The organism is Streptomyces sp. NPDC002032, assembly GCF_042890765.1.
In the GTDB taxonomy this organism is placed as follows: domain Bacteria; phylum Actinomycetota; class Actinomycetes; order Streptomycetales; family Streptomycetaceae; genus Streptomyces.
Window position 1 is genome coordinate 345,600 of the sequence record NZ_JBIASM010000001.1, and the last position, 21,528, is coordinate 367,127.

Annotated in this window: 22 protein-coding genes; 8 read left to right on the top strand and 14 right to left on the bottom strand. The window is 75.7% G+C overall.

Annotation, left to right across the window (positions count from 1 at the left end; all coding sequences use genetic code 11):
* Window positions 1-225: 225 nt before the first annotated feature.
* The 9 genes from ACFYYT_RS01260 to ACFYYT_RS01300 form a co-directional block, all read right to left on the bottom strand.
* Window positions 226-327, bottom strand: a complete 102-nt coding sequence (locus ACFYYT_RS01260) for a putative leader peptide (protein WP_362127536.1) — start codon at window positions 325-327, stop codon at window positions 226-228.
* Window positions 328-471: 144 nt separating this feature from the next.
* Window positions 472-1,020, bottom strand: a complete 549-nt coding sequence (locus tag ACFYYT_RS01265) for a hypothetical protein (RefSeq protein WP_351826077.1) — start codon at window positions 1,018-1,020, stop codon at window positions 472-474.
* Window positions 1,021-1,028: 8 nt separating this feature from the next.
* Window positions 1,029-1,274 (bottom strand): hypothetical protein, encoded by a 246-nt coding sequence (locus ACFYYT_RS01270; protein ID WP_351826076.1) that lies wholly within the window; start codon window positions 1,272-1,274, stop codon window positions 1,029-1,031.
* Between the two features lie 147 nt (window positions 1,275-1,421).
* The gene (locus ACFYYT_RS01275) at window positions 1,422-2,099 is read right to left on the bottom strand and encodes an HAD family phosphatase (RefSeq protein WP_351826075.1); all 678 of its coding nucleotides are present in this window, start codon (window positions 2,097-2,099) and stop codon (window positions 1,422-1,424) included.
* A 46-nt stretch (window positions 2,100-2,145) separates the two neighbouring features.
* Window positions 2,146-2,694: an Lrp/AsnC family transcriptional regulator gene (locus ACFYYT_RS01280; protein ID WP_351826074.1), complete on the bottom strand. Its 549-nt coding sequence runs from the start codon at window positions 2,692-2,694 to the stop codon at window positions 2,146-2,148.
* Window positions 2,695-2,719: 25 nt separating this feature from the next.
* Window positions 2,720-3,529 (bottom strand): DUF1295 domain-containing protein, encoded by an 810-nt coding sequence (locus tag ACFYYT_RS01285; RefSeq protein WP_351826107.1) that lies wholly within the window; start codon window positions 3,527-3,529, stop codon window positions 2,720-2,722.
* Window positions 3,530-3,585: 56 nt separating this feature from the next.
* Window positions 3,586-4,914 carry a class I SAM-dependent methyltransferase gene (locus ACFYYT_RS01290; RefSeq protein WP_388606888.1) on the bottom strand — a complete coding sequence of 443 codons (1,329 nt, stop codon included), beginning with the start codon at window positions 4,912-4,914 and terminating at the stop codon, window positions 3,586-3,588.
* The gene (locus tag ACFYYT_RS01295; RefSeq protein WP_388606734.1) at window positions 4,800-5,567 is read right to left on the bottom strand and encodes a DUF1365 domain-containing protein; all 768 of its coding nucleotides are present in this window, start codon (window positions 5,565-5,567) and stop codon (window positions 4,800-4,802) included. The genes ACFYYT_RS01290 and ACFYYT_RS01295 overlap by 115 nt, the downstream gene beginning before the upstream one ends.
* The gene (locus tag ACFYYT_RS01300; protein ID WP_351826073.1) at window positions 5,564-6,847 is read right to left on the bottom strand and encodes an FAD-dependent oxidoreductase; all 1,284 of its coding nucleotides are present in this window, start codon (window positions 6,845-6,847) and stop codon (window positions 5,564-5,566) included. The genes ACFYYT_RS01295 and ACFYYT_RS01300 overlap by 4 nt, the downstream gene beginning before the upstream one ends.
* Window positions 6,848-7,047: 200 nt before the next feature.
* Here ACFYYT_RS01300 and ACFYYT_RS01305 point away from each other — a divergent pair, with 200 nt between their 5' ends.
* The 3 genes from ACFYYT_RS01305 to ACFYYT_RS01315 are packed head-to-tail and all read left to right on the top strand — an operon-like array spanning window position 7,048 to window position 11,166.
* Complete coding sequence (locus ACFYYT_RS01305; protein WP_351826072.1) at window positions 7,048-8,733, top strand: SDR family oxidoreductase; 1,686 nt, start codon at window positions 7,048-7,050, stop codon at window positions 8,731-8,733.
* A 16-nt stretch (window positions 8,734-8,749) separates the two neighbouring features.
* On the top strand, window positions 8,750-10,135 hold the full coding sequence (locus ACFYYT_RS01310; protein WP_351826071.1) for a deoxyribodipyrimidine photo-lyase: 1,386 nt from the start codon (window positions 8,750-8,752) through the stop codon (window positions 10,133-10,135).
* A gap of 5 nt (window positions 10,136-10,140) precedes the next feature.
* Window positions 10,141-11,166, top strand: coding sequence for a MerR family transcriptional regulator (locus ACFYYT_RS01315; RefSeq protein ID WP_351826070.1), 1,026 nt, complete (start codon window positions 10,141-10,143; stop codon window positions 11,164-11,166).
* Here the strand turns inward: ACFYYT_RS01315 and ACFYYT_RS01320 are convergent.
* Entirely contained in the window at window positions 11,066-11,695 is a 630-nt protein-coding gene (locus ACFYYT_RS01320) for a sigma factor (RefSeq protein WP_351826069.1), read from the bottom strand. The genes ACFYYT_RS01315 and ACFYYT_RS01320 overlap by 101 nt on opposite strands.
* Window positions 11,696-12,168: 473 nt before the next feature.
* On the opposite strand from ACFYYT_RS01320, the gene ACFYYT_RS01325 reads away from it, so the two are divergent.
* The 3 genes from ACFYYT_RS01325 to ACFYYT_RS01335 all read left to right on the top strand — a co-directional run bounded on the left by ACFYYT_RS01325 (window position 12,169) and on the right by ACFYYT_RS01335 (window position 14,853).
* On the top strand, window positions 12,169-12,762 hold the full coding sequence (locus ACFYYT_RS01325; protein ID WP_351825774.1) for a histidine phosphatase family protein: 594 nt from the start codon (window positions 12,169-12,171) through the stop codon (window positions 12,760-12,762).
* 123 nt (window positions 12,763-12,885) lie between these two features.
* Window positions 12,886-14,403: an APC family permease gene (locus ACFYYT_RS01330; protein ID WP_385316761.1), complete on the top strand. Its 1,518-nt coding sequence runs from the start codon at window positions 12,886-12,888 to the stop codon at window positions 14,401-14,403.
* Between the two features lie 9 nt (window positions 14,404-14,412).
* Entirely contained in the window at window positions 14,413-14,853 is a 441-nt protein-coding gene (locus ACFYYT_RS01335) for a universal stress protein (protein ID WP_351825776.1), read from the top strand.
* On the opposite strand, the gene ACFYYT_RS01340 is transcribed toward ACFYYT_RS01335, so the two are convergent.
* Window positions 14,845-16,494: an FAD-dependent monooxygenase gene (locus ACFYYT_RS01340; RefSeq protein WP_351825778.1), complete on the bottom strand. Its 1,650-nt coding sequence runs from the start codon at window positions 16,492-16,494 to the stop codon at window positions 14,845-14,847. The two genes, ACFYYT_RS01335 and ACFYYT_RS01340, sit on opposite strands and share 9 nt — an antisense overlap.
* Before the next feature lie 49 nt (window positions 16,495-16,543).
* Window positions 16,544-16,915 carry a hypothetical protein gene (locus ACFYYT_RS01345; RefSeq protein ID WP_351825780.1) on the bottom strand — a complete coding sequence of 124 codons (372 nt, stop codon included), beginning with the start codon at window positions 16,913-16,915 and terminating at the stop codon, window positions 16,544-16,546.
* A 450-nt stretch (window positions 16,916-17,365) separates the two neighbouring features.
* On the opposite strand from ACFYYT_RS01345, the gene ACFYYT_RS01350 reads away from it, so the two are divergent.
* Together ACFYYT_RS01350 and ACFYYT_RS01355 are read left to right on the top strand one after the other, a co-directional pair.
* Window positions 17,366-17,854 carry a flavin reductase family protein gene (locus ACFYYT_RS01350; RefSeq protein WP_351825782.1) on the top strand — a complete coding sequence of 163 codons (489 nt, stop codon included), beginning with the start codon at window positions 17,366-17,368 and terminating at the stop codon, window positions 17,852-17,854.
* 40 nt (window positions 17,855-17,894) lie between these two features.
* Window positions 17,895-20,381, top strand: a complete 2,487-nt coding sequence (locus ACFYYT_RS01355; RefSeq protein ID WP_351825784.1) for a SpoIIE family protein phosphatase — start codon at window positions 17,895-17,897, stop codon at window positions 20,379-20,381.
* A gap of 107 nt (window positions 20,382-20,488) precedes the next feature.
* Here ACFYYT_RS01355 and ACFYYT_RS01360 read toward each other — a convergent pair whose 3' ends face one another.
* Together ACFYYT_RS01360 and ACFYYT_RS01365 are read right to left on the bottom strand one after the other, a co-directional pair.
* Entirely contained in the window at window positions 20,489-20,713 is a 225-nt protein-coding gene (locus tag ACFYYT_RS01360; RefSeq protein ID WP_351825786.1) for a hypothetical protein, read from the bottom strand.
* 180 nt (window positions 20,714-20,893) lie between these two features.
* Window positions 20,894-21,439, bottom strand: coding sequence for a DUF5133 domain-containing protein (locus ACFYYT_RS01365; RefSeq protein ID WP_351825788.1), 546 nt, complete (start codon window positions 21,437-21,439; stop codon window positions 20,894-20,896).
* Between the last annotated feature and the right edge of the window lie 89 nt (window positions 21,440-21,528).

Genomic DNA, 21,528 nt, shown 5'->3' on the forward strand with positions numbered 1-21,528 from the left:
GGGCTCCACGGAAACGGAGAGGGGGGAGAGGCAAGGAGGGAGGGGGAGGAGGCGTCAGCCCGGCCCACGGTCGCCCGTCCGCAACCGTGCCCTGCCGACCCGCCGATCGGCGGGCGCGGTCAAGGAAGACGCGTTCAAGGAAGGGGCGGGGGAGGGTGATTCAGGGTGCGCCGGAAACGAGCGCGCGGCGCTCGTGACGGGTGGAGAAGAAAGCGGGAGAGGGCGTCAGCAGCCGCGGCGACACGCGGCGGAGGCCACCCGCAGCAGGTCGATGTGACCGCGCGTGGTGAGAAGGGCTGAACGCAACATGCGGCAGAAGGTAGCCATCCGACCGGAGGCCGGTCAATGGTGTCTCGCCCACTGGACGGAGCGTCTTCGATACCGGGACGCGGCGGGAACGCGGAAGCCCCCGTCCGGCGACGGGGGTTTCCGCCGGGCGGGGGTCTCGCTTTCTGTGCCGGCCGGGCTCGGTCAGGCGGACTCCCTGATCCAGGCGGCCAGTTGCTCCGGGGTGGTGGACGGGTCGGCCACCAGGGTGGCGAGTTCGTCCTCCCGGAAGGTGGCCGTGGTGACGGCCGGGCAGCGGTGGCAGGCGGAGACGCCCGACTGCTGCCACCACTGGCACCGGGAACGCAGGTGGCACCGCGGGACCGCGCGGGCGTCCGCCGTGGCCGCGGGCAGGGTCAGGACCCGTTCCACCAGGGCGCAGTCGTCGCCCCGCCGGTTGACGCAGGCGGAGACGCAGTGCGAGGCGAAGCGCAGGACCCGGGTCGGTTCGATGCCCTCGGGAACGCTGCCGAGCACCTCGGCCGCCGGGACCGGATCGGCGAGGTAGACCACCTGGCCGTCCGTCGCCGAGCGGACGCCGAGGACCACGGACTCGGGGGCCCGGGCTTCGCCGCTCGGGCACCAGGTCGCCGGGGACGCCGGGGGCACCGGCGACGAAGCCGTCCGGTCGCCTGCCGTCCGGTCGCCTGCCGTCCGTTCGCTGGCCGTCTGGTCGCTTCCCACGGTGCTCACCCGGCCCGTCAGCCCTCTACGGCGTCGCTCGACGCCAGGACCTCACGGCCGACGGGGTCACCGAGGGTGCCCTGCAGGCCGAGGGCCTGCTCCTGCGCCACCGCCTGGGACAGGTTGTGGTGCAGCTGCTCCACCGAGGTGATGCGCGCGCCGCCCGGGGCCGCGTTCGCCGTGCCGACCGCCGTCATCGCGATCCCCGCCGCCATCACGACGGCGGCGCCGCCGGCCGCCAGCTTGTTCCTGTTCATGTCCATCAAGCCCTCTCCTGCGTCAGGGCGGCGTGCTCTCCCGCCGCCGCCGAGGCCCGAGCGTAGGAGCGTGAGCACCGCCAAGGGGGCAGTTCCCAGGGGCAGTTCAGGCCGATCTCGCGGCATCGCGAGCGCGCACGGGTGCCTCCGGGCTCAGGCGGTTTCGTGCGACAGCAGCCAGTCGTAGGCCGCGTCCGCGCTGAATTCGGCCTGTCCGCCCGCGAAGAGCAGGCCCGCCGCGGCGAAGGCAGGGTCGTCGGCGGTGTCCGTCACGTAGGGGATCGCCACGCAGTGCATCCCGGCGGCGAGTGCGGCCCGGGCGCCGGGCGCCGCGTCCTCGAGGACCACGCAGTCGGCCGGCGCGGCGTCGAGCCGGCGGGCCGCCTCCAGGAACACGTCGGGGGCGGGCTTGCCCCGCGCGACCTCCTCGGCCGATACGACCGTGCTCAGCAGCGCGTCCAGTCCGGTGCCCGCCAGGACGGCGTCGATCGCCTCGCGCGAGGAGCCGGAGGCCACCGCCATCGCCGTGCCCCGCGCGTGCAGCCGCTCGACGAACTTCCGCATCTCCGGGTAGGCCTCGGTACGGGTGCGGGCGAGCTCCAGATAGCTGGCGTTCTGCTCCGCGAGCAGTTGTCCGACGGGAGCCCGCAGGCCGTAGCGCTCCTTCAGGATCTCCAGCGTCTCCAGGGTGCCGATGCCGATGAAGCGGGAGTGCTGCTCCCACGTGAAATCGGTGACCCCGTGGCGCTCCAGGGTGAGGCGGCCCGACTCGTAGTAGTTCGGTTCGCTGTCCACGAGGGTGCCGTCGAGATCGAATATGACGGAAATCATCCGTTGTGCCCGTCCTGCCGGTCGTGTACGTGTCCCTACCATCCTGTCAGGGTTTGCGGGTCTCCCTTGCCGCCTGTGCCTCCCGTTCCTCCCGTGCCGCCCGCGTCGCCTGACCCGCCCGTGCCGCCGCGTCCCGGCCCACGGACTCCACCAGCGGCAGCAGCCGATGGGGCACCCGCTCGCGCAGGGCCACTTCGGTACGGGTGCGGACCACGCCCGGCAGCCGGATCAGCCGCTGGATCACGTCCTCCAGGTGGGCGTTGTCCCGGGCCGCCACCCGGGTCAGCAGGTCCCCGCCGCCGGTGATCGAGAAGGCCTCGATGATCTCGGGCACGGCGGCGAGGGCCTCGCCGGCCTCGTCCAGATGCCCCTGGGTGACCTCGATGTGGACGAAGGCGAGCACCGGGTGGCCCAGCGCCGCGGGGGAGAGCGCGGGGCCCGTCCCGGTGATCACTCCGGTCCGCTCCAGCCGGTCCAGCCGGGCCTGGAGGGTGCCGCGCGCCACCCCGAGGAGCCGGGCGTACTCGCGGACGCTGGTGCGGGGCCGCTCGATCAGCAGGCGCAGGATCAGGGTGTCGAGTTCGTCCACCGGCATGGCCGGACTGTACCAATGGCCCGGTTCACCCGCTTCCGGGGCGTCCGTCCCCCGCGCCGCTTCCGCCCCCGACGCCGCTCCGGGCGCCCCGGCCCGGCGGCCACGGCAGGAAACCGCTGGTCCGGGCCCGGTACGCGGCGTAGCCCGGCCGGCCGGCCATGTGCCGCTCCAGCAGGCGCTTCCCGCTGCCCGCGATCAGCAGGTACGACATCAGCAGCGGCGAGAGCACCGACACGGCGGCCGCCTCGACCGACCCGCAGGCGATCAGGAACAGCCCCCACCACACGCAGAAGTCGCCGAAGTAGTTGGGATGCCGGGTCCACGACCACAGCCCCCGGTTCATGATCATCCCCCGGTGGGCGGGATCCGCCTTGAACCGGGCCAGCTGGTGGTCGCCCACCGCCTCGAAGACGATCCCGCCGAGCCACAGCACGCCCCCCGCCACCACGAGCGCGCCCGCCGGACCCGCCGTGAGACCGCCGGGCCGGGCGACCGCGTACGTCCCCGCCACCACGGGCAGTGACACCAGCCACACCAGGGCCCCCTGGAGCAGGTACACCATCCGCAGGGCGTACAGGCTCCGCTTCCCGGGAGCCTTCGCCAGCATCCGCTCGTACCGCGGATCCTCGCCGTGCCCCCGCCCGCGCCACGCGATGTGCCCGGCCAGCCGCAGCCCCCACACCACGGTGAGCACCATCAGCAGCAGCCGGCGCCCCCCGCCCCCGCCCGAGAACCCGTACGTCGCCACCGCGACGGCCGCGAAGCCCAGCCCCCACGCCACGTCGACGCCCCGGTGGATGCCCCGCCGCACCCCCACCGCGAAGGCGAGCAGCATCACGGCGAGCGCCGCCCCCGCCGCGACCGCCAGTCCGGCCCCGAAGGCACCCCAGTTCACCGCCCGTCACCCCCGTCCCGCGTCAGCAGGAACTGGTGGACGTCCAGGTAGCCGGAGGCGAACCCGGCCTCGCAGTAGGCGAGGTAGAAGGTCCACATCCGCCGGAACCGCTCGTCGAAGCCGAGCTCGGCCACCCGCTCCGCCCGTTCCTCGAAGCGCTCGCGCCACAGCCGGAGCGTCTGCGCGTAGTGCGCCCCGTAGCCCTCGCAGCGCACCACCCGCAGCCGGCCGTGCGCCCGGGCCGTCTCCTCCACCGCCCGCACCGACGGGAGCATCCCGCCGGGGAAGATGTACTTCTGGATCCAGGTGTACGTGTCCTTCGTGGCCAGCATCCGCTCGTGCGGCATGGTGATCGCCTGGAGCGCCACCCGCCCGCCCGGCTCCAGCAGCCGGTCCAGCGTGCGGAAGTACACCGGCCAGTACTCGGCGCCGACCGCCTCGATCATCTCGACGCTGACGATCGCGTCGTACCAGCCGCGCGCCTCCCGGTAGTCGCAGAGCCGCACCTCCACCCGGTCCGCCAGGCCCGCCGCGGCGATCCGCTCGCGCGCCAGCTCCTGCTGCTCGCGCGAGAGCGTCAGGGTCACCACCCGGGCCCCGCGCCCGGCCGCCCGGATCGCCAGCTCTCCCCAGCCGGTGCCGATCTCCAGCAGCCGGACGTCCGGCCCCACCCCGGCCAGGTCCAGCAGCATGTCGATCTTGCGGTGCTGGGCCGCCGCGAGATCCGCCGGCCGCGCGGGAAGGGCCCGGAACACCGCCGAGGAGTAGCTCATCGTCGGGTCCAGGAACTCGGCGAACAGCTCGTTGGACAGGTCGTAGTGCCGCTCGATGTTGCTGCGCGAACCGCTGCGGGTGTTGCGCTGCTCCACCGGCTGCCGGGCCGCCCACAACCCCCGCAGCCGCTGGAGCGGGGCCGGCACCAGCGCCGAGACGTGCCCGGCCAGGACGGTCAGCACCGCCACCGGATCGCGGGCGTCCCACTCCCCGGCGACGTACGACTCGCCGAAGCCGATCAGCCCCTCGGCCGCGATCCGGCGTTCGAAGGCGGCCGGATCGTGCACGGCCATCGCCGGGCCGCCCCGGCCCAGCACCCCGTCGGGTCCCATCCGGACCTGTAGGGGCAGCCGGTCCAGGGCCCGGCGGATGATCAGCCGCCCGACGGCCGCCCTCGTCCGGGAAATGGGCGGTACGGCCGGAAGCGTCGTCAGCGTCACTTCACACCCTCCTGGGGTACGTGCTCCGGCCGCGGCTGCACGGGCAGCCCGCGCAGCCACAGCCGGATGCCGTGGAAACGGATGCCCACCGACACGGCGGCGGTGGACCAGGGATGGCGCAGTGCGGCGCGCAGCAGTCCGCGCGCGCCCCCGGGGCGGCGCCGGCCCCGTACGGTCGCGGTCAGCCGGGCCCCGTCGGCCCCGCCCGCCAGCCGGACCGTCAGATCGAGCCGCTCGCCGGGCTCCGGCAGCCGCATCAGGTAGTCCCCGTCCACCTCCAGGAAGGGGGAGACGTGGAACTCCTTCGGGACGCGTCCCTCGCGGGCGGCCTCCGGTCCGAGGAGGTAGCAGTGCCGCTCCCCGTACGTGTTGTGCACCTCGGCGACGATCTGCCGCAGGGCCCCGTCCGGGCCGTGGCACCAGTACACCGAGAGCGGGTTGAAGACGTACCCGAACACCCGCGCGTGCGCCAGCATCAGCACCCGCGACCCGGCGGGCAGCGCCGCCCCGCGCGCCGCGAGGAACCCGTCCAGGCCCGCCCGGATCGTCGGCAGGCCACCGCCGAAGTGGTCCCGGGCCTCGAACCGGGCCAGCACCCGCAGCGGGGCCGGCAGCCGCGGCGGCGCGTCCAGGTCCACCAGCCACATGTACGTGCGGTGGCGCAGGGAGTACCGGTGCCCTCCGCCGCGCCCGTGCCGGACGTCGGCCTCGTACAGGGCGCCGCCCGCCGCCGGCCAGGCCCCGCGCGGGCCGCCGGCCCTCACCAGACCACCCCCAGCGCGGCCGCCGCCGCCACGCCCGAACGGCAGCCGTCCTCGTGGAACCCCCAGCCGTGGTACGCCCCCGCGAAGGCCGTCACCGGCCCCGAAAGCCCGGGCAGCCGCTGCTGGGCCGCCACCGACTCCGGCGTGTACAGCGGGTGTTCGTACACCATCTCGGCCAGCACCCGCTCCGGCCGCACCCGGCCCGCCGCCGCGTTCAGCGTCACCACGTACGCCTCCGGCCCCGACAGCCCCTGGAGCCGGTTCATGTCGTAGCTGACCTCCACCGGCGCCCCGGCCGGCCGGCACCCGGACAGCCGGTGGTTCCAGCAGCCCCGCGCCCCCGACGCGCGCGGCAGCACCGAGGCGTCGGTGTGCAGCACCGTCCGGTTGCGGGAGTAGCGGAAGGCGCCGAGCACCGACCGCTCGGTGTCGCTGGGGTCGGCCAGCAGCCGCAGCGCCTCGTCCGCGTGGACGGCGACCACCACCGAGTCGTACGCCGCCGGAACCCCGTCGGCGGTGGTGATCCACACCCCGCCCGCCGTGCGGGAGACCGACCGCACCCGGGCCCCGGAGCGGACCGTGCCCGCGCCCAGCGCGTCCCGGAGCCGCTCCACGTACCGCGCGGAGCCGCCCTCGACCGTGCGCCAGCGCGGCGAGCCGCCCACCGAGAGCATCCCGTGGTGGTCGAGGAAGCGGAACAGGTACCGCGCCGGATAGGCCAGCGCGTCCCCCGGCGGACAGGACCACACCGAGGCCACCAGCGGCACCGCGAAGTGCCCGGTGAAGTACGGCCCGAAGCCGCCGCGCTCCAGGAACTCGCCCAGGGTCGGCTCGGGCGTCTCGGCAGGCCCGGCCAGCAGCCGCCGGGCCTGCCGGTGGAACTCCGGCACCCGCGCGAGCATCCGGAGGTAGGCGGGCCGCAGCGCGCACCGCGGCCGGGCGAACAGCCCGCGCGGCCCGCGCGCCCCCGCGTACTCCAGCCCGCAGCCCTCGCAGTGCACCGACAGGCTCATGGTGGTGGGCCGGGTCGCGACCCCCAGCTCGCCGAAGAGCCGCAGCAGGTGCGGGTACGTACGGTCGTTGTGCACGATGAAACCGGAATCGACGGCCCGGACCCGGCCGTCGGGCCCCTTCACCTCATGGGTGTGGGCGTGGCCGCCCAGCCGGTCGTCTGCCTCGTACAGGGTCACCTCATGGCTGCGGGCCAGCACGTACGCCGCCGTCAGCCCCGAGACACCCCCGCCGACCACGGCCGTACGCGGTCGTCCTCGCTCGCTCATCTCGCTCCCTCCTTCGCCGCTCACCGTTACTTCGGAGCCGGAGGGGGTCTCGGATGTGTCGTGGGGCGAACCGGTACCGGGACCGGCATGGTGGATCCCGGAGACCGGGCCGCCGCATCCGATCGCACCGGCCCGCCCGAATCCCTTCCGGGGCCACCGAACGCCCCCGGGGCGGGGGGAACGACGAGCGGAGGACGCACATGCCCGGCCAGCACTGCCTGGTCACCGGTGCCACCGGCTACATCGGCGGCCGCCTGGTGCCCGAACTCCTGGACGCCGGACACCGCGTCCGCTGCCTGGCCCGCTCCCCGGAGCGGCTGCGCGACCACCCCTGGGCCGGCCGCGCCGAGGTGGTGCGCGGCGACGTCACCGACCCGGCGTCGGTCGGGGCGGCCCTGGAGGGCATCGACGTCGCCTACTACCTCGTCCACGCCCTCGGCACCGGATCCGGCTTCGAGGACCGGGACCGCGCCGCCGCCCGGATCTTCGCCGAGCAGGCCCGCGCGGCCGGCGTCGGCCGGATCGTCTACCTCGGAGGGCTGATCCCCCTCGACGTCCCGCGCGAGGAGCTCTCCCCGCACCTGCGCTCCCGCGCCGAGGTCGGGGAGATCCTGCTCGCCTCGGGGGTGCCCACCACCGTCCTGCGCGCCGCCGTCATCATCGGATCCGGCTCGGCCTCCTTCGAGATGCTGCGCTACCTGACCGAACGGCTGCCCGTGATGGTGACCCCCAGCTGGGTCGGCACCCGTATCCAGCCCATCGCCGTCCGGGACGTCCTGCGCTACCTGGTCGGCAGCGCCGGCATGCCGCCCGAGGTCAGCCGGTCCTTCGACATCGGCGGGCCGGACGTGGTCACGTACGAGGAGATGATGCGCCGCTACGCCGCCGTGGCGCAGTTGCCCAGACGGCTCATCATGCGGGTCCCCATGCTGACGCCGAGGCTCTCCAGCCACTGGATCGGCCTGGTCACGCCGGTACCGCGCTCGCTGGCCCGGCCGCTCGCGGAGTCCCTGCGCCACGAGGTGGTCTGCGACGAGCACGACATCGCCGCCTACGTCCCCGACCCGCCGGGTTCCCCGATCGGCTTCGACCAGGCCCTCGCGCTGGCCCTCCAGCGGGTCCGGGAGGCCAAGGTGACGACCCGGTGGTCCTCCGCCTCCCTGCCGGGCGCGCCCAGCGACCCGCTGCCCACCGACCCCGACTGGGCGGGCGGCAGCCTCTACGCCGACGAGCGGGAACTGGCCGTCGACGCCCCGGCCGCCGCGCTGTGGCGGGTGGTGGAGGGCATCGGCGGGAAGAACGGCTGGTACTCCTTCCCGCTGGCCTGGGCCGTACGGGGCTGGCTGGACCGGCTCGTCGGCGGCGTCGGCATCCGGCGCGGCCGCCGCGACGCCGACCGGCTGCGCGTGGGCGACTCCCTCGACTTCTGGCGGGTGGAGGAGATCGAACCGGGCCGCCTGCTGCGCCTGCGCGCCGAGATGCGCCTCCCGGGCCTGGCCTGGCTGGAACTCCACGCGGACCCCGCCGACGGCGGCCCTTCCGGCGGCGGTCCTTCCGGCGGCGGCTCCTCCGGCGGCGGTCCTTCCGGCGCGGGGTCCGCAGGCGCGGGTTCCGCCGGAACGGCCCCGGCCCCGGCCTCCGGCGGCGCGCCTCCCGGCCCGGGCCCCGGCCCCGGCTCCGGCGGCAGCCGGGCGGTGTACCGGCAGCGGGCGCTGTTCCACCCCCACGGACTGCTCGGCCACCTTTACTGGTGGAGCGTCTCCCCCTTCCACGCCATCGTCTTCGGCGGCATGGCCCGCAACATCGCCGGCGCCGCCGAACGCGCCGCATCCGGCGCGGCCCCCACCGCCGAAGAACCCCGTGACAGCCGCCCCCCACACCTCTGACGCGGAGCCGAGAACCATGAACACCGCCGTGGTCCTGTACACCTCCGACCTGCGCGTGCACGACCATCCGCCGCTGCGGGCCGCCCTGTCCTCCAGCGACCGGGTGGTCCCGCTCTTCGTCCGCGACCGGGCCATCCAGGATTCCGCGTTCGCCGCCCCCAACCGGCTGGCCTTCCTCGCCGACTGCCTCGCCGACCTGGACGCCGCGCTGCGCGAGCGCGGCGGCCGCCTCGTGCTGCGCTCCGGGGACGTGGTCGCCGAGGTCTGCGCCCTCGTCCAGGAGGCCGACGCCGACGAGGTCCACATGGCCGCGGGCGTCAGCGGCTACGCCCACGCCCGCGAGGAACGCCTGCGCGAGGCCCTGGAGGCCCAGGGGCGCAGGCTCTACGTCCACGACACGACCATCACCGCGGTGGCCCCCGGGGCGGTCCGCCCCTCCGGTTCGGGCTCCGACCACTTCTCGGTCTTCACCCCCTACCTGCGCCGCTGGGCGGAGCTCCCGCCGCGGCCCGTGGAACCCGCCCCCCGCGCCGTACGGGTCCCCGACACCCTCGGCTCGGAGGAGCCGCCCCGCCGCTCCGCCGTCGCCGGGGTCTCCCCGGGCCTGGCGCGCGGCGGTGAGGGCGAGGCCCGCCGCCTGCTCACCCGCTGGCTGCGCGCCGGGATCACCCGCTACGACGAGTCCCACGACGACCTGGCGGGCGACGCCACCTCCCGCCTCTCCCCGCACCTGCACTTCGGCACCCTCTCGCCCGTCGAGGCCGTCTTCCGGGCCCGCACGACCGGCGGCCCCGGGGCCGAGGCGTTCGTCCGGCAGCTGTGCTGGCGCGACTTCCACCACCAGGTCCTCGCCGCCCGCCCCGCCGTCGCGACCGAGGACTACCGCACCCGCGGGGACCACTGGCGCACCGGCCCCGACGCCGAGGAGGAGGTGCGGGCGTGGCAGGAGGGCCGCACCGGCTATCCGGTCGTCGACGCCGCCATGCGCCAGCTCGCCCACGAGGGCTGGATGCACAACCGGGGCCGCCTGCTGGCCGCGAGCTTCCTCGCCAAGACCCTGTACGTGGACTGGCGCACCGGCGCCCGGCACTTCATGGAGCTCCTCGTCGACGGGGACGTCGCCAACAACCAGCTCAACTGGCAGTGGGTGGCCGGCACCGGCACCGACACCCGCCCCAACCGGGTCCTCAACCCCGTCCGCCAAGGCCTGCGCTACGACCCCGACGGCCGCTACGTGCACCGCTGGGTGCCCGAACTCGCCGACCTGCCCGCGCCCCGCGTCCACGAGCCCTGGCGGCTGCCCGGCCTCGAACGGGCCCGCTTCGACTACCCCGACCCCCTCGTGGACCTCGCCGACGGCCTCGGCCGCTTCCGCGAGGGGCGGCCCGGCGCCGTATCGTGAGCCGGGTGGACCCCGCGGCGCCGCCCCCCGAACCCGCCCTGAGCACGGGCGCCGTCGCCCGCCGCCTCGGGGTGTCCCCGACCACGCTGCGGTCCTGGGAGCGCCGCTACGCCATCGGCCCGGCCCGCCGCGAGGACGGCAGGCACCGCCGCTGGACCCCCGGGGACATCGCCCGCCTCGAAGAGATGTGCCGGCTGACCGCGCGGGGCGTGCCCCCGTCCGAGGCGGCGCGGGCCGCGCTCGGCGCAGCACCCGCCGCCCGCGCCGGGGGCCGGGCGGCGGCCGTGACGCCGGGCGGGCCCGGTGCCCTTCCCCTCGGGGAGGTGCGGCCGGAAGCCAGGGGGCTCGCGCGGGCCGCCGTACGCCTGGACGCGCCGGTGGTGGCGGAACTGCTGGAGGCCGCCCTCGCGGACTGCGGCGTGGTCACCGCGTGGGAGGAGGTCATCGCGCCGACCCTGCACGCGGTGGGCCGCAAATGGGCCTCGGCGGGGGAGCGGTACGTCGAGGTGGAGCACCTGCTGTCCTGGCAGGTCTCCGCCGCCCTGCACCGCGTCCGGCCCGCGCCCGAGCGGCCGGACACGCCCCCGGTGCTGCTCGCCTGCGTGCCCGGGGAACTGCACAGCCTGCCGATCGAGGCGCTGGCGGCAGCCCTCGCGGAACGCGGCGTACCGGTACGGATGTTCGGCGCGGCCCTGCCCGCCGAGGCGCTGTGCGACGCGGTCCGGCGTACGGGGCCGCGGGCCGTGGTGCTCTGGTCGCAGTCCCGCGCCACCGCGGACCGGGCCCTGGTCCGGTCGGTGGCCGGCATCGAATGGGGGCTGCGCGGGGCCCGCGGCCACTCGGCGCTGCTGCTGGCCGGACCGGGCTGGGACGGCCGTTACCGGGAGCCGCGCACCGAGCGGCTGTTCGGGCTGCGGCCGGGCCTCGCCCTCATCGAGGCGCTGGCAGCCGGACCCGCCGCGGGGCCGGAGCCGGGGGCCCGCCCAGGGACTGCCGCAGGACGTGCAGCGCCCGCCGCATGTGGCTCTTGACGGTGCCCAGCGGGAGGCCGGTGCGGGCGGCGATCTGGCTCTGGCTGAGATCGGCGTAGAAGGCCAGCCACAGCACGCGCCGCTGCGCGGACGGCAGCCGGGCCAGCTCCCCCGTGATCAGCACCCGGTCCAGGACCTGCTCGGGCCCCGGCCACCCGGCCGCGCCCGACGTCCCCGGGTGCGGGCCGAGCCCGTGCGGGCCGTCCAGTACCGCGGCGGCGGCCACCGTACGGGCCCGCCGGGACCGGGCCTCCAGCGCGTCGGCGACCTTGTGGCGGGTGATTCCGGTGAGCCAGGCGCCGAGCCCGCCCGGGCCGGGCCGGTAGCCGCCCCGGCCGCGCCAGGCGGCGAGGAAGACCAGCTGGGTCACGTCCTCGGCCTCGCGCTCGTCGCCCAGCGAGCGGCGTGCGAGCGCCAGTACCAGGGGCCGCCAGCGCCGGTAGACGGCCTCCACGGCCCCCTCGTCCCCTGCCGCGAACCCGGCGCAGAGGGCGGTGTCCCGATCGGTGGTGGGGGAAGCCTTGTCCATGGGACGAGCCTCGCCACGGACGGGGCCGCGGCCAAGTTGCAGCGTTTCCGCAGCGAATCGACGCAAGGCGGGCCGGGCCGTCCCCGACGGCCGTGCAGCCTCGGCAGCGGGGTCCGGTGCACCACCGCCGCCACGACCACCGCGGCGGGCAGCAGCAGCTCGCCTACGCAGGTGCGGGCCCCCGGGCCGCCGAACCTCGGGGCCCCATCCGCCCACGGCCGCGGCCGGGATCAGCAGGGTCTCCGCGCACGGGCCCACGCTCATCCGGCGCCGGCCCCGCGGCCCCGCGGCCGACTCCGTCCGCGCCCCGCAGGGCCGGCAGGAGCCCCCCGGGCTGGGCCGCAGGGCCCCGGCCCCCCTCCGGCGCGTGCTCACGTCCATTGACGCCCGACCCTGGCCCGCGCCCCGGCCCGGCCGGCAGCGACATGCGGGAGGGCGGGGGGAGTCAGCGGGCATGCCCTAGGGTCCGGAGCATGAGTGATCTTCTACTGGTGAGGCACGGCGAGACCGCCTGGAGCGCGGACGGCCGGCACACGGGCCTGACCGACGTGCCGCTGACCGCGCGCGGGGTCGAGGAGGCCATCTCCCTGGCCCCCTTCTTCCGCGACGAGAGTCCCGCCCTGGTGCTGACCAGCCCGCTCAGCCGGGCCGTCGCCACCGCCCGGCTCGCCGGGCTCTCCGACGGGGTCCCCGACCCCGACCTGCACGAATGGGACTACGGCGGCTACGAGGGCATCACGACCGCCCAGATCCGGCAGACCGTGCCGCAGTGGTCGCTGTGGACCGACGGGGTGCCGCCCGGCGACGCCCACCACCCCGGGGAGCAGGCCGCCCAGGTCGGCGTCCGCGCGGACCGGGTCCTGGCCCGGGCCGCGCAGGCACTGCGCGCCGACCGGGGCGACGTGGTGCTCGTCGCGCACGGTCACTTCCTGCGCGTGCTGACCGCCCGCTACCTCGGCCTGGCCCCCGAGGACGGCCGGCTCTTCCTGCTGCGCACCGGCACGGTCAGCGTCCTGTCCACGGAGCACGGACTTCCGGTCGTGGCCGGCTGGAACACCCGCCCCTGAGACGGACCGGCCCCCCGGCCGCTCCGTGGGCCGGTCCGTGGCCCGCCGACGGGCCGGTCCGTGGCACGCCCCGCCCGGCCCGCCCGCCTCGCGCGCGCGGGCCGGGTGCGTGACGATGCGTACATGGACGACGGCGACCGCGGCACACCGGGCGGCACGATGCCGGGAACCGCTCCCGAGGCGAGCCTCAAGGCCAACGCCATCGGGTTCCTCGACGCCCTGGTGATCGGCCTGAACTCCACCTCGCCCGCATACTCCCTGGCCGCCGTGATCGGACCGATCGTGGCCCTCGTCGGGATCTACGCGCCGGGCGTGATGCTGGCGTCCTTCGTCCCGATGCTGCTGATCGCCGCCGCCTTCTACTACCTCAACAAGGTCGACCAGGACTGCGGCACCACCTTCTCCTGGGTGACCCGCGCCATGGGCCCCTGGGCGGGCTGGCTCGGCGGCTGGGCCATCACCATGACCGGCGTCCTCGTCATCGGCTCCCTCGCGGACGTGGCCGTCCACTTCGGCCTGCTCGCCGCGGGCCTCGACGGCTGGGCCTCCAACCAGCTGGTCCGGCAGGGGCTGAGCGTCGTCGTGATCCTCGCGATGACCGCCGTCTGCGTCATCGGCACCGAGATGTCCGCCCGCCTCCAGGACGTCCTCATCCTCGCCCAGGTCTTCTTCCTGCTCGTCTTCGCGGTGGTCGCCATCTACCGCGTCTACGCCGGCACCAGCAGCCTGGACGGCACCCCGCCCTCCTTCTCCTGGCTCAACCCCTTCGGCGCCGGCGGCAGCGCGCTCACCGGCGGCCTGCTGCTCGGCGTGTTCATCTACTGGGGCTGGGAATCCGCCGTGAACCTCACCGAGGAGGTCGAGGACTCCGCCACCGCCCCCGGCAAGGCGGGCATCTGGTCGACCGTCGTACTGCTGGTGACCTACCTGTCCGTCGGCTACGCCGTCGTCGCCTACGCCGGGACCAAGTTCCTCGCGGAGAACGCGGGCCAGGAGGAGGCCGTCTTCGCGATCCTCGCCCACGAGGTGATGGGCGGATGGGACTGGATGGTGCTGCTCGCCGTCTGCACCTCCGCCCTCGCCTCCACCCAGACGACGATCATCCCCGCGTCCCGCACCGCCCTGTCGATGGCCCGCCGCCACGCGCTCCCGCCGCACCTGGCCCACATCCACCCGCGCTTCCGCACCCCGGACGTCAGCACCTGGTGGGTGGCCGCCATCGCCATCGCCTGGTACCTCGTCGTGAACCAGATCAGCGAGAACGCCCTGCTCGACTCCCTCACGGCGCTCTCCCTGCTGATCGCCTTCTACTACGCGCTCACCGGCGTGGCCTGCGCGGTCTACTACCGCCGCCACCTCCTGGAGAACGCGCACAACTTCCTCCTCATCGGCCTCGGCCCCCTGGCCGGCGCCGGGCTGCTGGCCTGGCTGCTGGTGGAGTCCGTGAGCGACATGTCCAACCCGGGGAACTCCGCCAGCGGGGCCTCCTGGTTCGGTCTCGGCCCGCCCCTGGTCATCGGCATCGGGATCGCGGTGGCCGGCGTCCTGCTGATGTGCTTCTGGCGGGTCCGCGACGGCAGGTTCTGGCAGGAGCGGCGGGGCGTGGTCGACCCGGCCCTCGTGCACGGCGGGAAGTCCTGAGGAGGCCGGATGTCCGTGGTCCTGGGGTACGACGAATCACCCGGCGCGGAACGCGCCCTGCGGGTGGCGCTGGAGGTGGCCACCGCCTTCGGGGAGCCGCTCGTCCTCGTCTACGGAGCCGCCGCGCCCGGACCCACCGGCGAGGAGTACCGCGCCCACCGCGAGGCCGTCCTCCAGGCGGGCCGCAGCGCCCTGGCGCGGGCCGTCGAGGCCGCCGACGAGGCCGGGGTCCCCTCCACCGTCGAGGTGGTCGACGACAAACCGGCCCAGGCGCTGCTGGACGCGGCCGAACGCCACGACGCCCGGGTCATCATCGTCGGCAGCTGGGGCGACAGCCCGATCCGCGGCGCCCTCCTCGGCTCCACCCCGCACAAGCTCCTGCACCTGTCACCGGTGCCGGTGCTCTGCGTCCCGACCGCGGACGACCCGTACGGTTCGCCCTCAGCCTGACGGTCCCTCCGCGAAGATCCCCGACAGGTACGCGCTCAGACCGGCGGCCGTCGGCGGGGTCAGCCGGGCGCCGAGGTAGCCGTCCGGGCGGACCACGAAGGCCGTCGGCTCCCGCACCCCGTAGACGCGGGCGAAGTCGCCCCGGCCGTCGAGGAACACCGGCAGCGGGGCCCAGGCGGGCGCGGTCCCGCCCTCGGTGAGGACCGCGTACGCCGTGAACCGTCCCGCGGGCAACCCGTCCGTCAGTGCGGCGAGTTCGGGGACGCCAGGGGAGTCCGCGCGCGGGGCGCAGACCAGCAGTACGTGCTCGCTGCCCCGCAACAGCTCGTGCAGGCGCAGGGGGTGGGCCTCGATCCGGCCGGTCAGCCCCTCGCAGTCGGGCGCGCGGTCGCCGGGGCGCGGGCCCGGGGAGGCGCCGTCCGGCTCCGCCCGCAGCACGATAGGACTTGCGGGGTAGCCGAGGAGGAGCTGCGCCTCGCGCAGGAGCAGGGTCGCCCCGTCCCCGTCCCCGTCGCCGGGACCGGCCCGCACACCCTCGGCGGCGTGCCGGACGGTCCGCCCGACGACCTCCTCGCCGACCGGCCGGCGCTCGGCGTCGTAGCTGGCGAGCAGACCGGGGGAGGCGTCTCCGGCCACGGCCAGGGCCAGCTTCCAGGCCAGGTTCCAGGCGTCCTGGATCCCGGTGTTCATGCCCTGCGCACCGGTCGGGGGATGGATGTGCGCGGCGTCTCCGGCGACGAAGACGCGGCCCTCCCCGTACCGGTCGACGATCCGGTGGCTGATCCGGAACACGGAGGACCAGCGCAGCCCGGAGGCCGTCACCGGCCGGGGCGACAGCCGGTCCAGGACCGCCTGCACGTGCGGGAGCTCCGGGCGCGGGCCGCCCTCCAGCCCGTGCGCGACCCCGTCCGGCCCGGCCGACGGCGACGACAGCTCCGGCGGCGCCGGCATCGACACGCGGTACCGGCCCGCCCCGGGCAGCGGGATGCACACCAGCACGTCGTCGGGCCGGCCCGCGGCGTCGTGGTGCGTCGAGCGGACCGCGTACCCGTAGGGCAGGTCCCAGTCCAGCACCACGTCCGCCAGCATGTACGCGTCGGCGAACGCCCCGCCCCCGAAGGCGAGCCCGAGTCCCTTGCGGACCAGGCTGTGCGCCCCGTCGCAGCCCACGAGGTAGCGGGCGCGCACCTCCTCCTCGCCGTGCGGGCCGGCCAGCCGGCAGGTCACGCCGTCGGCGTCCTGGGCGAAGGAGACCAGCTCGGTGCCCCGCTCGACGGCCGTCCCGGACCGGGCGAGGAACTCCTCCAGGATCCGCTCGGTCTCGTACTGCGGCAGCGCCGCGAACCCGTACGGGATCCCGGGCGGCACCCGCATCTCCAGCCGGGCCGTCTCCACGCCGTCCGAGTAGGCCAGCTGCCCGTACAGCGGTGCGGCCGCGTCCAGCGCGGACCGTACGAGGCCCATCCGGTCCCACAGTTCCAGGGTCCGCGGCTGGATGCCCACGGCCTTCGCGTACGGCAGCCGCCGCGGCAGCCGGTCCACGATCCGGCAGCCGGTCCCGCGCCGGCGCAGTTCCACCGCCGCGGTCAGTCCCACCGGACCCGCTCCGGCGACCAGTACGTCCACCGGTTCGTCGCGCATTCCTCCATCGTCGCCGGGCGGCCGTCGCCCGGCGACCGGGAGGCGCGACTCAGGCCTGGTCCGCCAGCCCGATGGCCTTCTCCAGTTCGCGGGCCGCCCGGCCCGGTTCGCCGCGCTGCGACTCCAGCAGGGCGGCGGCGATGGCGTCGAGCTTGCGCTGGATCGCGTGCTCGGCGCGCCGTTCGGCGTTCTTCAGCAGGGCCAGCAGCAGCAGGGAGACGGCTCCCATCGCGTCGCCCGCGAGGTGCTGCCACTCCATGGACAGCCCGGCCACGTGGACCGTCACGAAGGCGGCCACCAGCAGCACGCACAGGCCGGAGAAGAGCGCCGAGCTGGTGAAGTTGGAGGCGAGCTCGGCGAGCTTGCCGAAGCGGCCGATCCGGCCGTCCCCGTGTCTTTCGGCGGGATGTTCGAGGCTCATGGGTGTCCGCCGCGTCAGTCGGGGGGCTCGGGGACCGAAGGACGCTCCGACGGCTCCGGTGGGGGTGGTGACGGCTTCGCGGGGGCGGGGCGGGGATCGTGCGGTTTCGGCCGGGGGCGGGGCTCGGCGGGCTCCGGATCACGCGGAACCGGCTGGGGGGACGAGGGGACGGGGCCCGGACCTTCGGGTTCCGGATCCGCCCGCGTCATCGTCGCCGTCGTCGCCGTCGCCGGTGTGGCGTCCGGCGCGGTCCTGCGTTCCATGTGCGTCACCTCGCTGTGCGTGGTTCCCGTCCGGCGGCGGCGCCGCGCGCCGCCGTGCCGAGGGGGTGCGCGGCCTGTTCCGCGCCCCCTGCGCCTGCCCTCGGTCACGCCCCTCATGCGGGGGCGGATTGCCCGCCGCCCCGGCCGGGTAGCCGGTCCGGGAGACGACGGACCGCAAGGAGGCCCCGTGACCGCGCTGGATCCCTTCACCGACGGGCTCGACGTGCCGATGTACGTGGTCACGGCCGAGGCCGGCGGCGCCCGGGCCGGCTGCCTGGTCGGCTTCGCCTCGCAGTGCTCCATCGACCCGCCCCGCTTCTTCGTCTGGCTGTCCACCGCCAACCACACGTACCGGGTCGCGCGCACGGCGGCGTACCTCACCGTGCACGCGCTCGAACGCGATCAGCGGGACCTCGCGGAGCTCTTCGGCAGCCGGACGGGCGACCGGACCGACAAGTTCGCCCTGACCGGCTGGCGGCCGGGGCACGGGGGCAGCCCGGTCCTGACGTCGGCGCGCACCTGGTTCACCGGCCGGGTCGAGCGCAGCGTCGAGGGCGGGGACCACGTGGGCTTCCTACTGGCGCCCGTCGAGGTCTGCCCGCCGCGGGAGGGGCCGCCGCCCGAGCCGCTGCGGCTGAGCGACGTCGAGGACCTGGAGCCGGGACATCCCGCCTGAGGGGTCACCGGGCGGGGCCGGCCCGTGCCATCCTCGGAGCATGGAGAGCGACGCCCGGTCCGCGGGCGAGGGTGCGGCACCCGAGGTGCTCGCGCTGGCCAAGGTGGTGGCCCGGCTGCGGCAGGAGATCGAGGACCTGGAGGGGGTCGCCGCGACCACGGCCGTCGTGGAGCGGGCCAAGGGCATGCTCATGGCCCGGCTGGGCCTCTCCGCCGACGCCGCACACGAACGGCTCGCCCAGCACGCCGCCGAGCACGGGCGCAGCCTCCTGGAGGAGTGCTGGATCACCCTGGGCGGGGCGGGCGCGCTCGGCCGGCCGCCGGCGTCCCCGCTCTCCCCGCCGCCGTCCACACCGCCCTCGCCCGCGCCGACGCCCATCGCGTCGGCGGTCCGTACGCGGGTGGCGCCCGTCGCGGACCCCGAACCGGCCGGTGATCCGGCCGGTGACCCGGCCGACGGGCCCGCCCCCGCCGCGGCGCACCGCCGGATCCTGGCCCGGCTGGCCGAGGGGCTGTCCGCCGTGGGCTCCGGCGACGACCTCGCCGAGCTGCTGAGGTCGCGACTGGACGGCGCCGCGGGCGTGGACGGCGTCATGGTCTACGCCGCCACCCCCGGCGGCAGCCTGGAACTGACCGGCCACGCCGGGGTGGGCGGAGTGGTCGCCGGCCAGTGGCGCCACGTCCCGCCGCTCAGCGGCATCGCCGCACTGGAGGCCCTCGCCGCGTGCGGGCCCCTCTGGCTGGAGGACCCGGTGGGCGATGCCCGCCGCTACCTGCTGATCGGGGATCCGCCCGAGCGCTGGCCCTCCCGCGCCTGGCTGCCCGTGCCGGGCGACGGGGCCCCGAGGGCCGTCGTCGGCTTCCTGCGGACGGCGCCGGGCCCCTTCGATCCGCCCACCCGCGACCTGCTGCGGCGCGCCGTGCGGCTCTGCGCCGGACCGCTCGGCGCGCTGAACGGCCGCGCCCCCGTGGCCGCGGGCGCCGACGGGAGCCGCGCGGAGGTCGATGCCGTCCAGCAGGTCCTCGACGCCCTGTCCGGACCCGCCATCGTGCTCACCCCGCTGCGCTCGCCGTCGGGCGAGGTCGAGGACTACCGGATCGACGCGGCGGCCCCCGAATCCGTCGACGTGGCCGGGCGGCGCGGCACCGAACTCGTGGGCCGGCGGGTCCTGGAGACCTACCCCACCGTGGCGGGCTCGGCCCTGTGGGACGGCTACCTGGCCGTGCTGCGGACCGGGAGGACGTACGAGGGCGAGCCCTTCACCTACGAGGAGGTGGTCGCCGGGGTCCAGCGCCGGTCCGTGTACTCCGTACGGGCGACCCCGCTCGGGGAGCGCCTCGTCGTGTCCTGGATCCGCCACGACATCAGCGACCGCGAGGTCCGGCGGCTGGCCGACATGCAGCGGCTGGGCAACCTCGGCTGGGCGGCCTGGAACCTGGTGGCGGACACCGCCGTCTGGTCCGACCAGCTGTACGCCATCTTCGACCGCGACCCCGCGCTCGGGCCCGTCCGGCTGGACGAACTGCCCCGGTACCTGGTGGCCGCCGACCTGCCGAGGATGAGCGCGGCCGTGCGACGGCTGATCGGCGAGGGCGGCCCCGTCGACGAGGCCTTCCGCGTCGCCACCCCCCAGGGCGTGCGCCACGTACGGATCGTCGCCGAGGCCCAGACCGACGCCGACGGCACCCCCATCGAGGTGCACGGGCTCCTCCAGGACGTCACCGCGCAGCAGAACGCCGAACTCGCCCTGCGCGAGAGCGAACGCGACGTCCTGATCCAGCGCGGCATGCTCAAGGCCGAACGCCTGCTCGCCGCCCGGCTCCAGGACGCGCTGCTGCCGATCCCGGAGCAGTCGCTGGACCTGGCGGGCCTGCGCGTGGACGTCGCCTACGTACCCGCCGACAGCGGCATCAACGTCGGCGGCGACTGGTACAGCGCCATCGAACTCCCCGACGGGAGCGCCCTCTTCGTCGTCGGGGACGTCGCCGGGCACGGCCTGCCCGCCGTCGGCACCATGGCCCAGCTGCGGTTCACCACCAAGGGCATGACCATCACCGGCTCGGCCCTGCCCGACGTCCTGGGCCGGCTCAACGCGCTGCTGATGCACACCGCCACCGATCCGGCCGGGAGCGCCACCGCCACCATGGTGATGGGCCGCTACCGGCCCGGTGACCGGCGCCTGACCTGGGTCCGGGCGGGCCACCTGCCGCCCCTGCTGATCCGCGGGGACGAGGCGGTCTTCCTGCCGCAGCCGGCCGGCCCCCTGCTCGGCGCCGCCTTCCGGGCCGCGTACGGCCAGAGCACGGTCGACCTGCTGCCGGGGGACCACCTGCTGCTCTACACCGACGGTCTCGTGGAGGAGCCGGGGGAGGACATCGAGGCCGGGCTGGCCCGGCTCGCGACGACCGCCCTGCGGCTCCTGCGGGAAGGGCGTCAGGAGACCCTCGCCCGCACCCTGGCCGCGCTGCGGCGGGGCCACCGCGACGACATCTGCGTCCTGCACGTGCACGTCCCGGACGGCGCCTGACGCCCCCCGCCCCCCTGCCCCCCCCCGCCGGACACGGGCGTGGTCCCGGACACCGGGAACTCCGGCGCCCGGGACCACCACGACGAGCGGCCGGGCCCGTCGGCCGGCTACGCGGCCTCGGGCCGCAGCTCCTTCTCGGCATGGGCCTGCACCGCCGAGCGGAAGGCGCCCATGCAGTGGGTGCAGTAGCGTTCCGCGGTCGTCCCGCCGGTCTCGGCAGGGGTGCTGACCGGGGGCGGCGCGTGGCGGCCGCAGAGGGTTCCGGAAGAGGGCTCCTTGGCGAGGACGTGCCACAGGAGTTCACCCCCGCCGTCCGGGGATTCAGCGCGCATTTCGTACATGTGGACGCCTTTCCGCGCTTGCGTGGGTGGGCGGGGAACCGCCCGCTGTCCCATGAGAGCCCGCCATCGGCCAGACGGCCACCGGGCCTCGGCCGACCGGGCGAATTCGCCGCGCCGGAGGTTTGGAGCGCGTCGTGCGGATCCGGCGGGTGCGGCCGTGGCGACGGGGCGTCAGACGGCGACTCCGGCCGGCAGCAGGTCCTCCGGCGGGGGCGTCGCGGGGAGCGCGGCGAGGCGCAGCCGGGCGGCGTGGAGGGCTTCGTGGGCCGTGGGGCGCCCCAGCAGAACGCACAGCGTGTACGTGGCGTCGTCCATCGCCCGGCGGGCCCGCGCCTCCCCGGGCGCCGCCCGCAGCCGGGCCCGGCACGCCCGGAAGCGGCCGAGGGCCTCTTCGGTCCGGGCCCGGCTCGGCACCAGGGGCCGCGCCGGGGCGACCCGGGCCTGCGCCGGCCCGGCCGTCCTGGCCGCCACGACCGCCCGCCGCAGGGCCCGTTCCACACCCTTCGGCAGCCCCTTGCCGCGCGGGCCGGCGGCCGCCAGGGCCACGGCCAGCTCCTCGGCGGTGACGCGCGCGGCGGCGGCAGCGGCCGCCAGGACCCGGTGTGCGTCCCGCTCCGCACAAGGGGTCATCACCATCACCACCCCCACCGCCCACTCGGCCGCGCACGGGGCGGAGGCTTCGCCACCGCCGGTCTGAGGAATGCGAGGAGACGCCACCGGATGATCCCTTCAACCCAAGGTCGAGCGCGCCAATGTCCGCACGTATGAAAGGTATGCCCGCCTCGAAACGCCCGGCTCCCGCTGTC

Bases quoted from the DNA above. Each gene is read 5' to 3' on its own strand.
- ACFYYT_RS01270 (WP_351826076.1), bottom strand. From the start codon at position 1,274: ATGGACATGAACAGGAACAAGCTGGCGGCCGGCGGCGCCGCCGTCGTG.
- ACFYYT_RS01305 (WP_351826072.1), top strand. From the start codon at position 7,048: ATGCCCGGCCAGCACTGCCTGGTCACCGGTGCCACCGGCTACATCGGC.
- ACFYYT_RS01280 (WP_351826074.1), bottom strand. From the start codon at position 2,694: ATGCCGGTGGACGAACTCGACACCCTGATCCTGCGCCTGCTGATCGAG.
- ACFYYT_RS01345 (WP_351825780.1), bottom strand. From the start codon at position 16,915: ATGAGCCTCGAACATCCCGCCGAAAGACACGGGGACGGCCGGATCGGC.
- ACFYYT_RS01325 (WP_351825774.1), top strand. From the start codon at position 12,169: ATGAGTGATCTTCTACTGGTGAGGCACGGCGAGACCGCCTGGAGCGCG.
- ACFYYT_RS01300 (WP_351826073.1), bottom strand. From the start codon at position 6,847: ATGAGCGAGCGAGGACGACCGCGTACGGCCGTGGTCGGCGGGGGTGTC.
- ACFYYT_RS01335 (WP_351825776.1), top strand. From the start codon at position 14,413: ATGTCCGTGGTCCTGGGGTACGACGAATCACCCGGCGCGGAACGCGCC.
- ACFYYT_RS01330 (WP_385316761.1), top strand. From the start codon at position 12,886: ATGGACGACGGCGACCGCGGCACACCGGGCGGCACGATGCCGGGAACC.
- ACFYYT_RS01285 (WP_351826107.1), bottom strand. From the start codon at position 3,529: ATGCTGCTCGCCTTCGCGGTGGGGGTGCGGCGGGGCATCCACCGGGGC.
- ACFYYT_RS01355 (WP_351825784.1), top strand. From the start codon at position 17,895: ATGGAGAGCGACGCCCGGTCCGCGGGCGAGGGTGCGGCACCCGAGGTG.
- ACFYYT_RS01340 (WP_351825778.1), bottom strand. From the start codon at position 16,494: ATGCGCGACGAACCGGTGGACGTACTGGTCGCCGGAGCGGGTCCGGTG.
- ACFYYT_RS01320 (WP_351826069.1), bottom strand. From the start codon at position 11,695: ATGGACAAGGCTTCCCCCACCACCGATCGGGACACCGCCCTCTGCGCC.
- ACFYYT_RS01275 (WP_351826075.1), bottom strand. From the start codon at position 2,099: ATGATTTCCGTCATATTCGATCTCGACGGCACCCTCGTGGACAGCGAA.
- ACFYYT_RS01310 (WP_351826071.1), top strand. From the start codon at position 8,750: ATGAACACCGCCGTGGTCCTGTACACCTCCGACCTGCGCGTGCACGAC.
- ACFYYT_RS01360 (WP_351825786.1), bottom strand. From the start codon at position 20,713: ATGCGCGCTGAATCCCCGGACGGCGGGGGTGAACTCCTGTGGCACGTC.
- ACFYYT_RS01260 (WP_362127536.1), bottom strand. From the start codon at position 327: ATGGCTACCTTCTGCCGCATGTTGCGTTCAGCCCTTCTCACCACGCGC.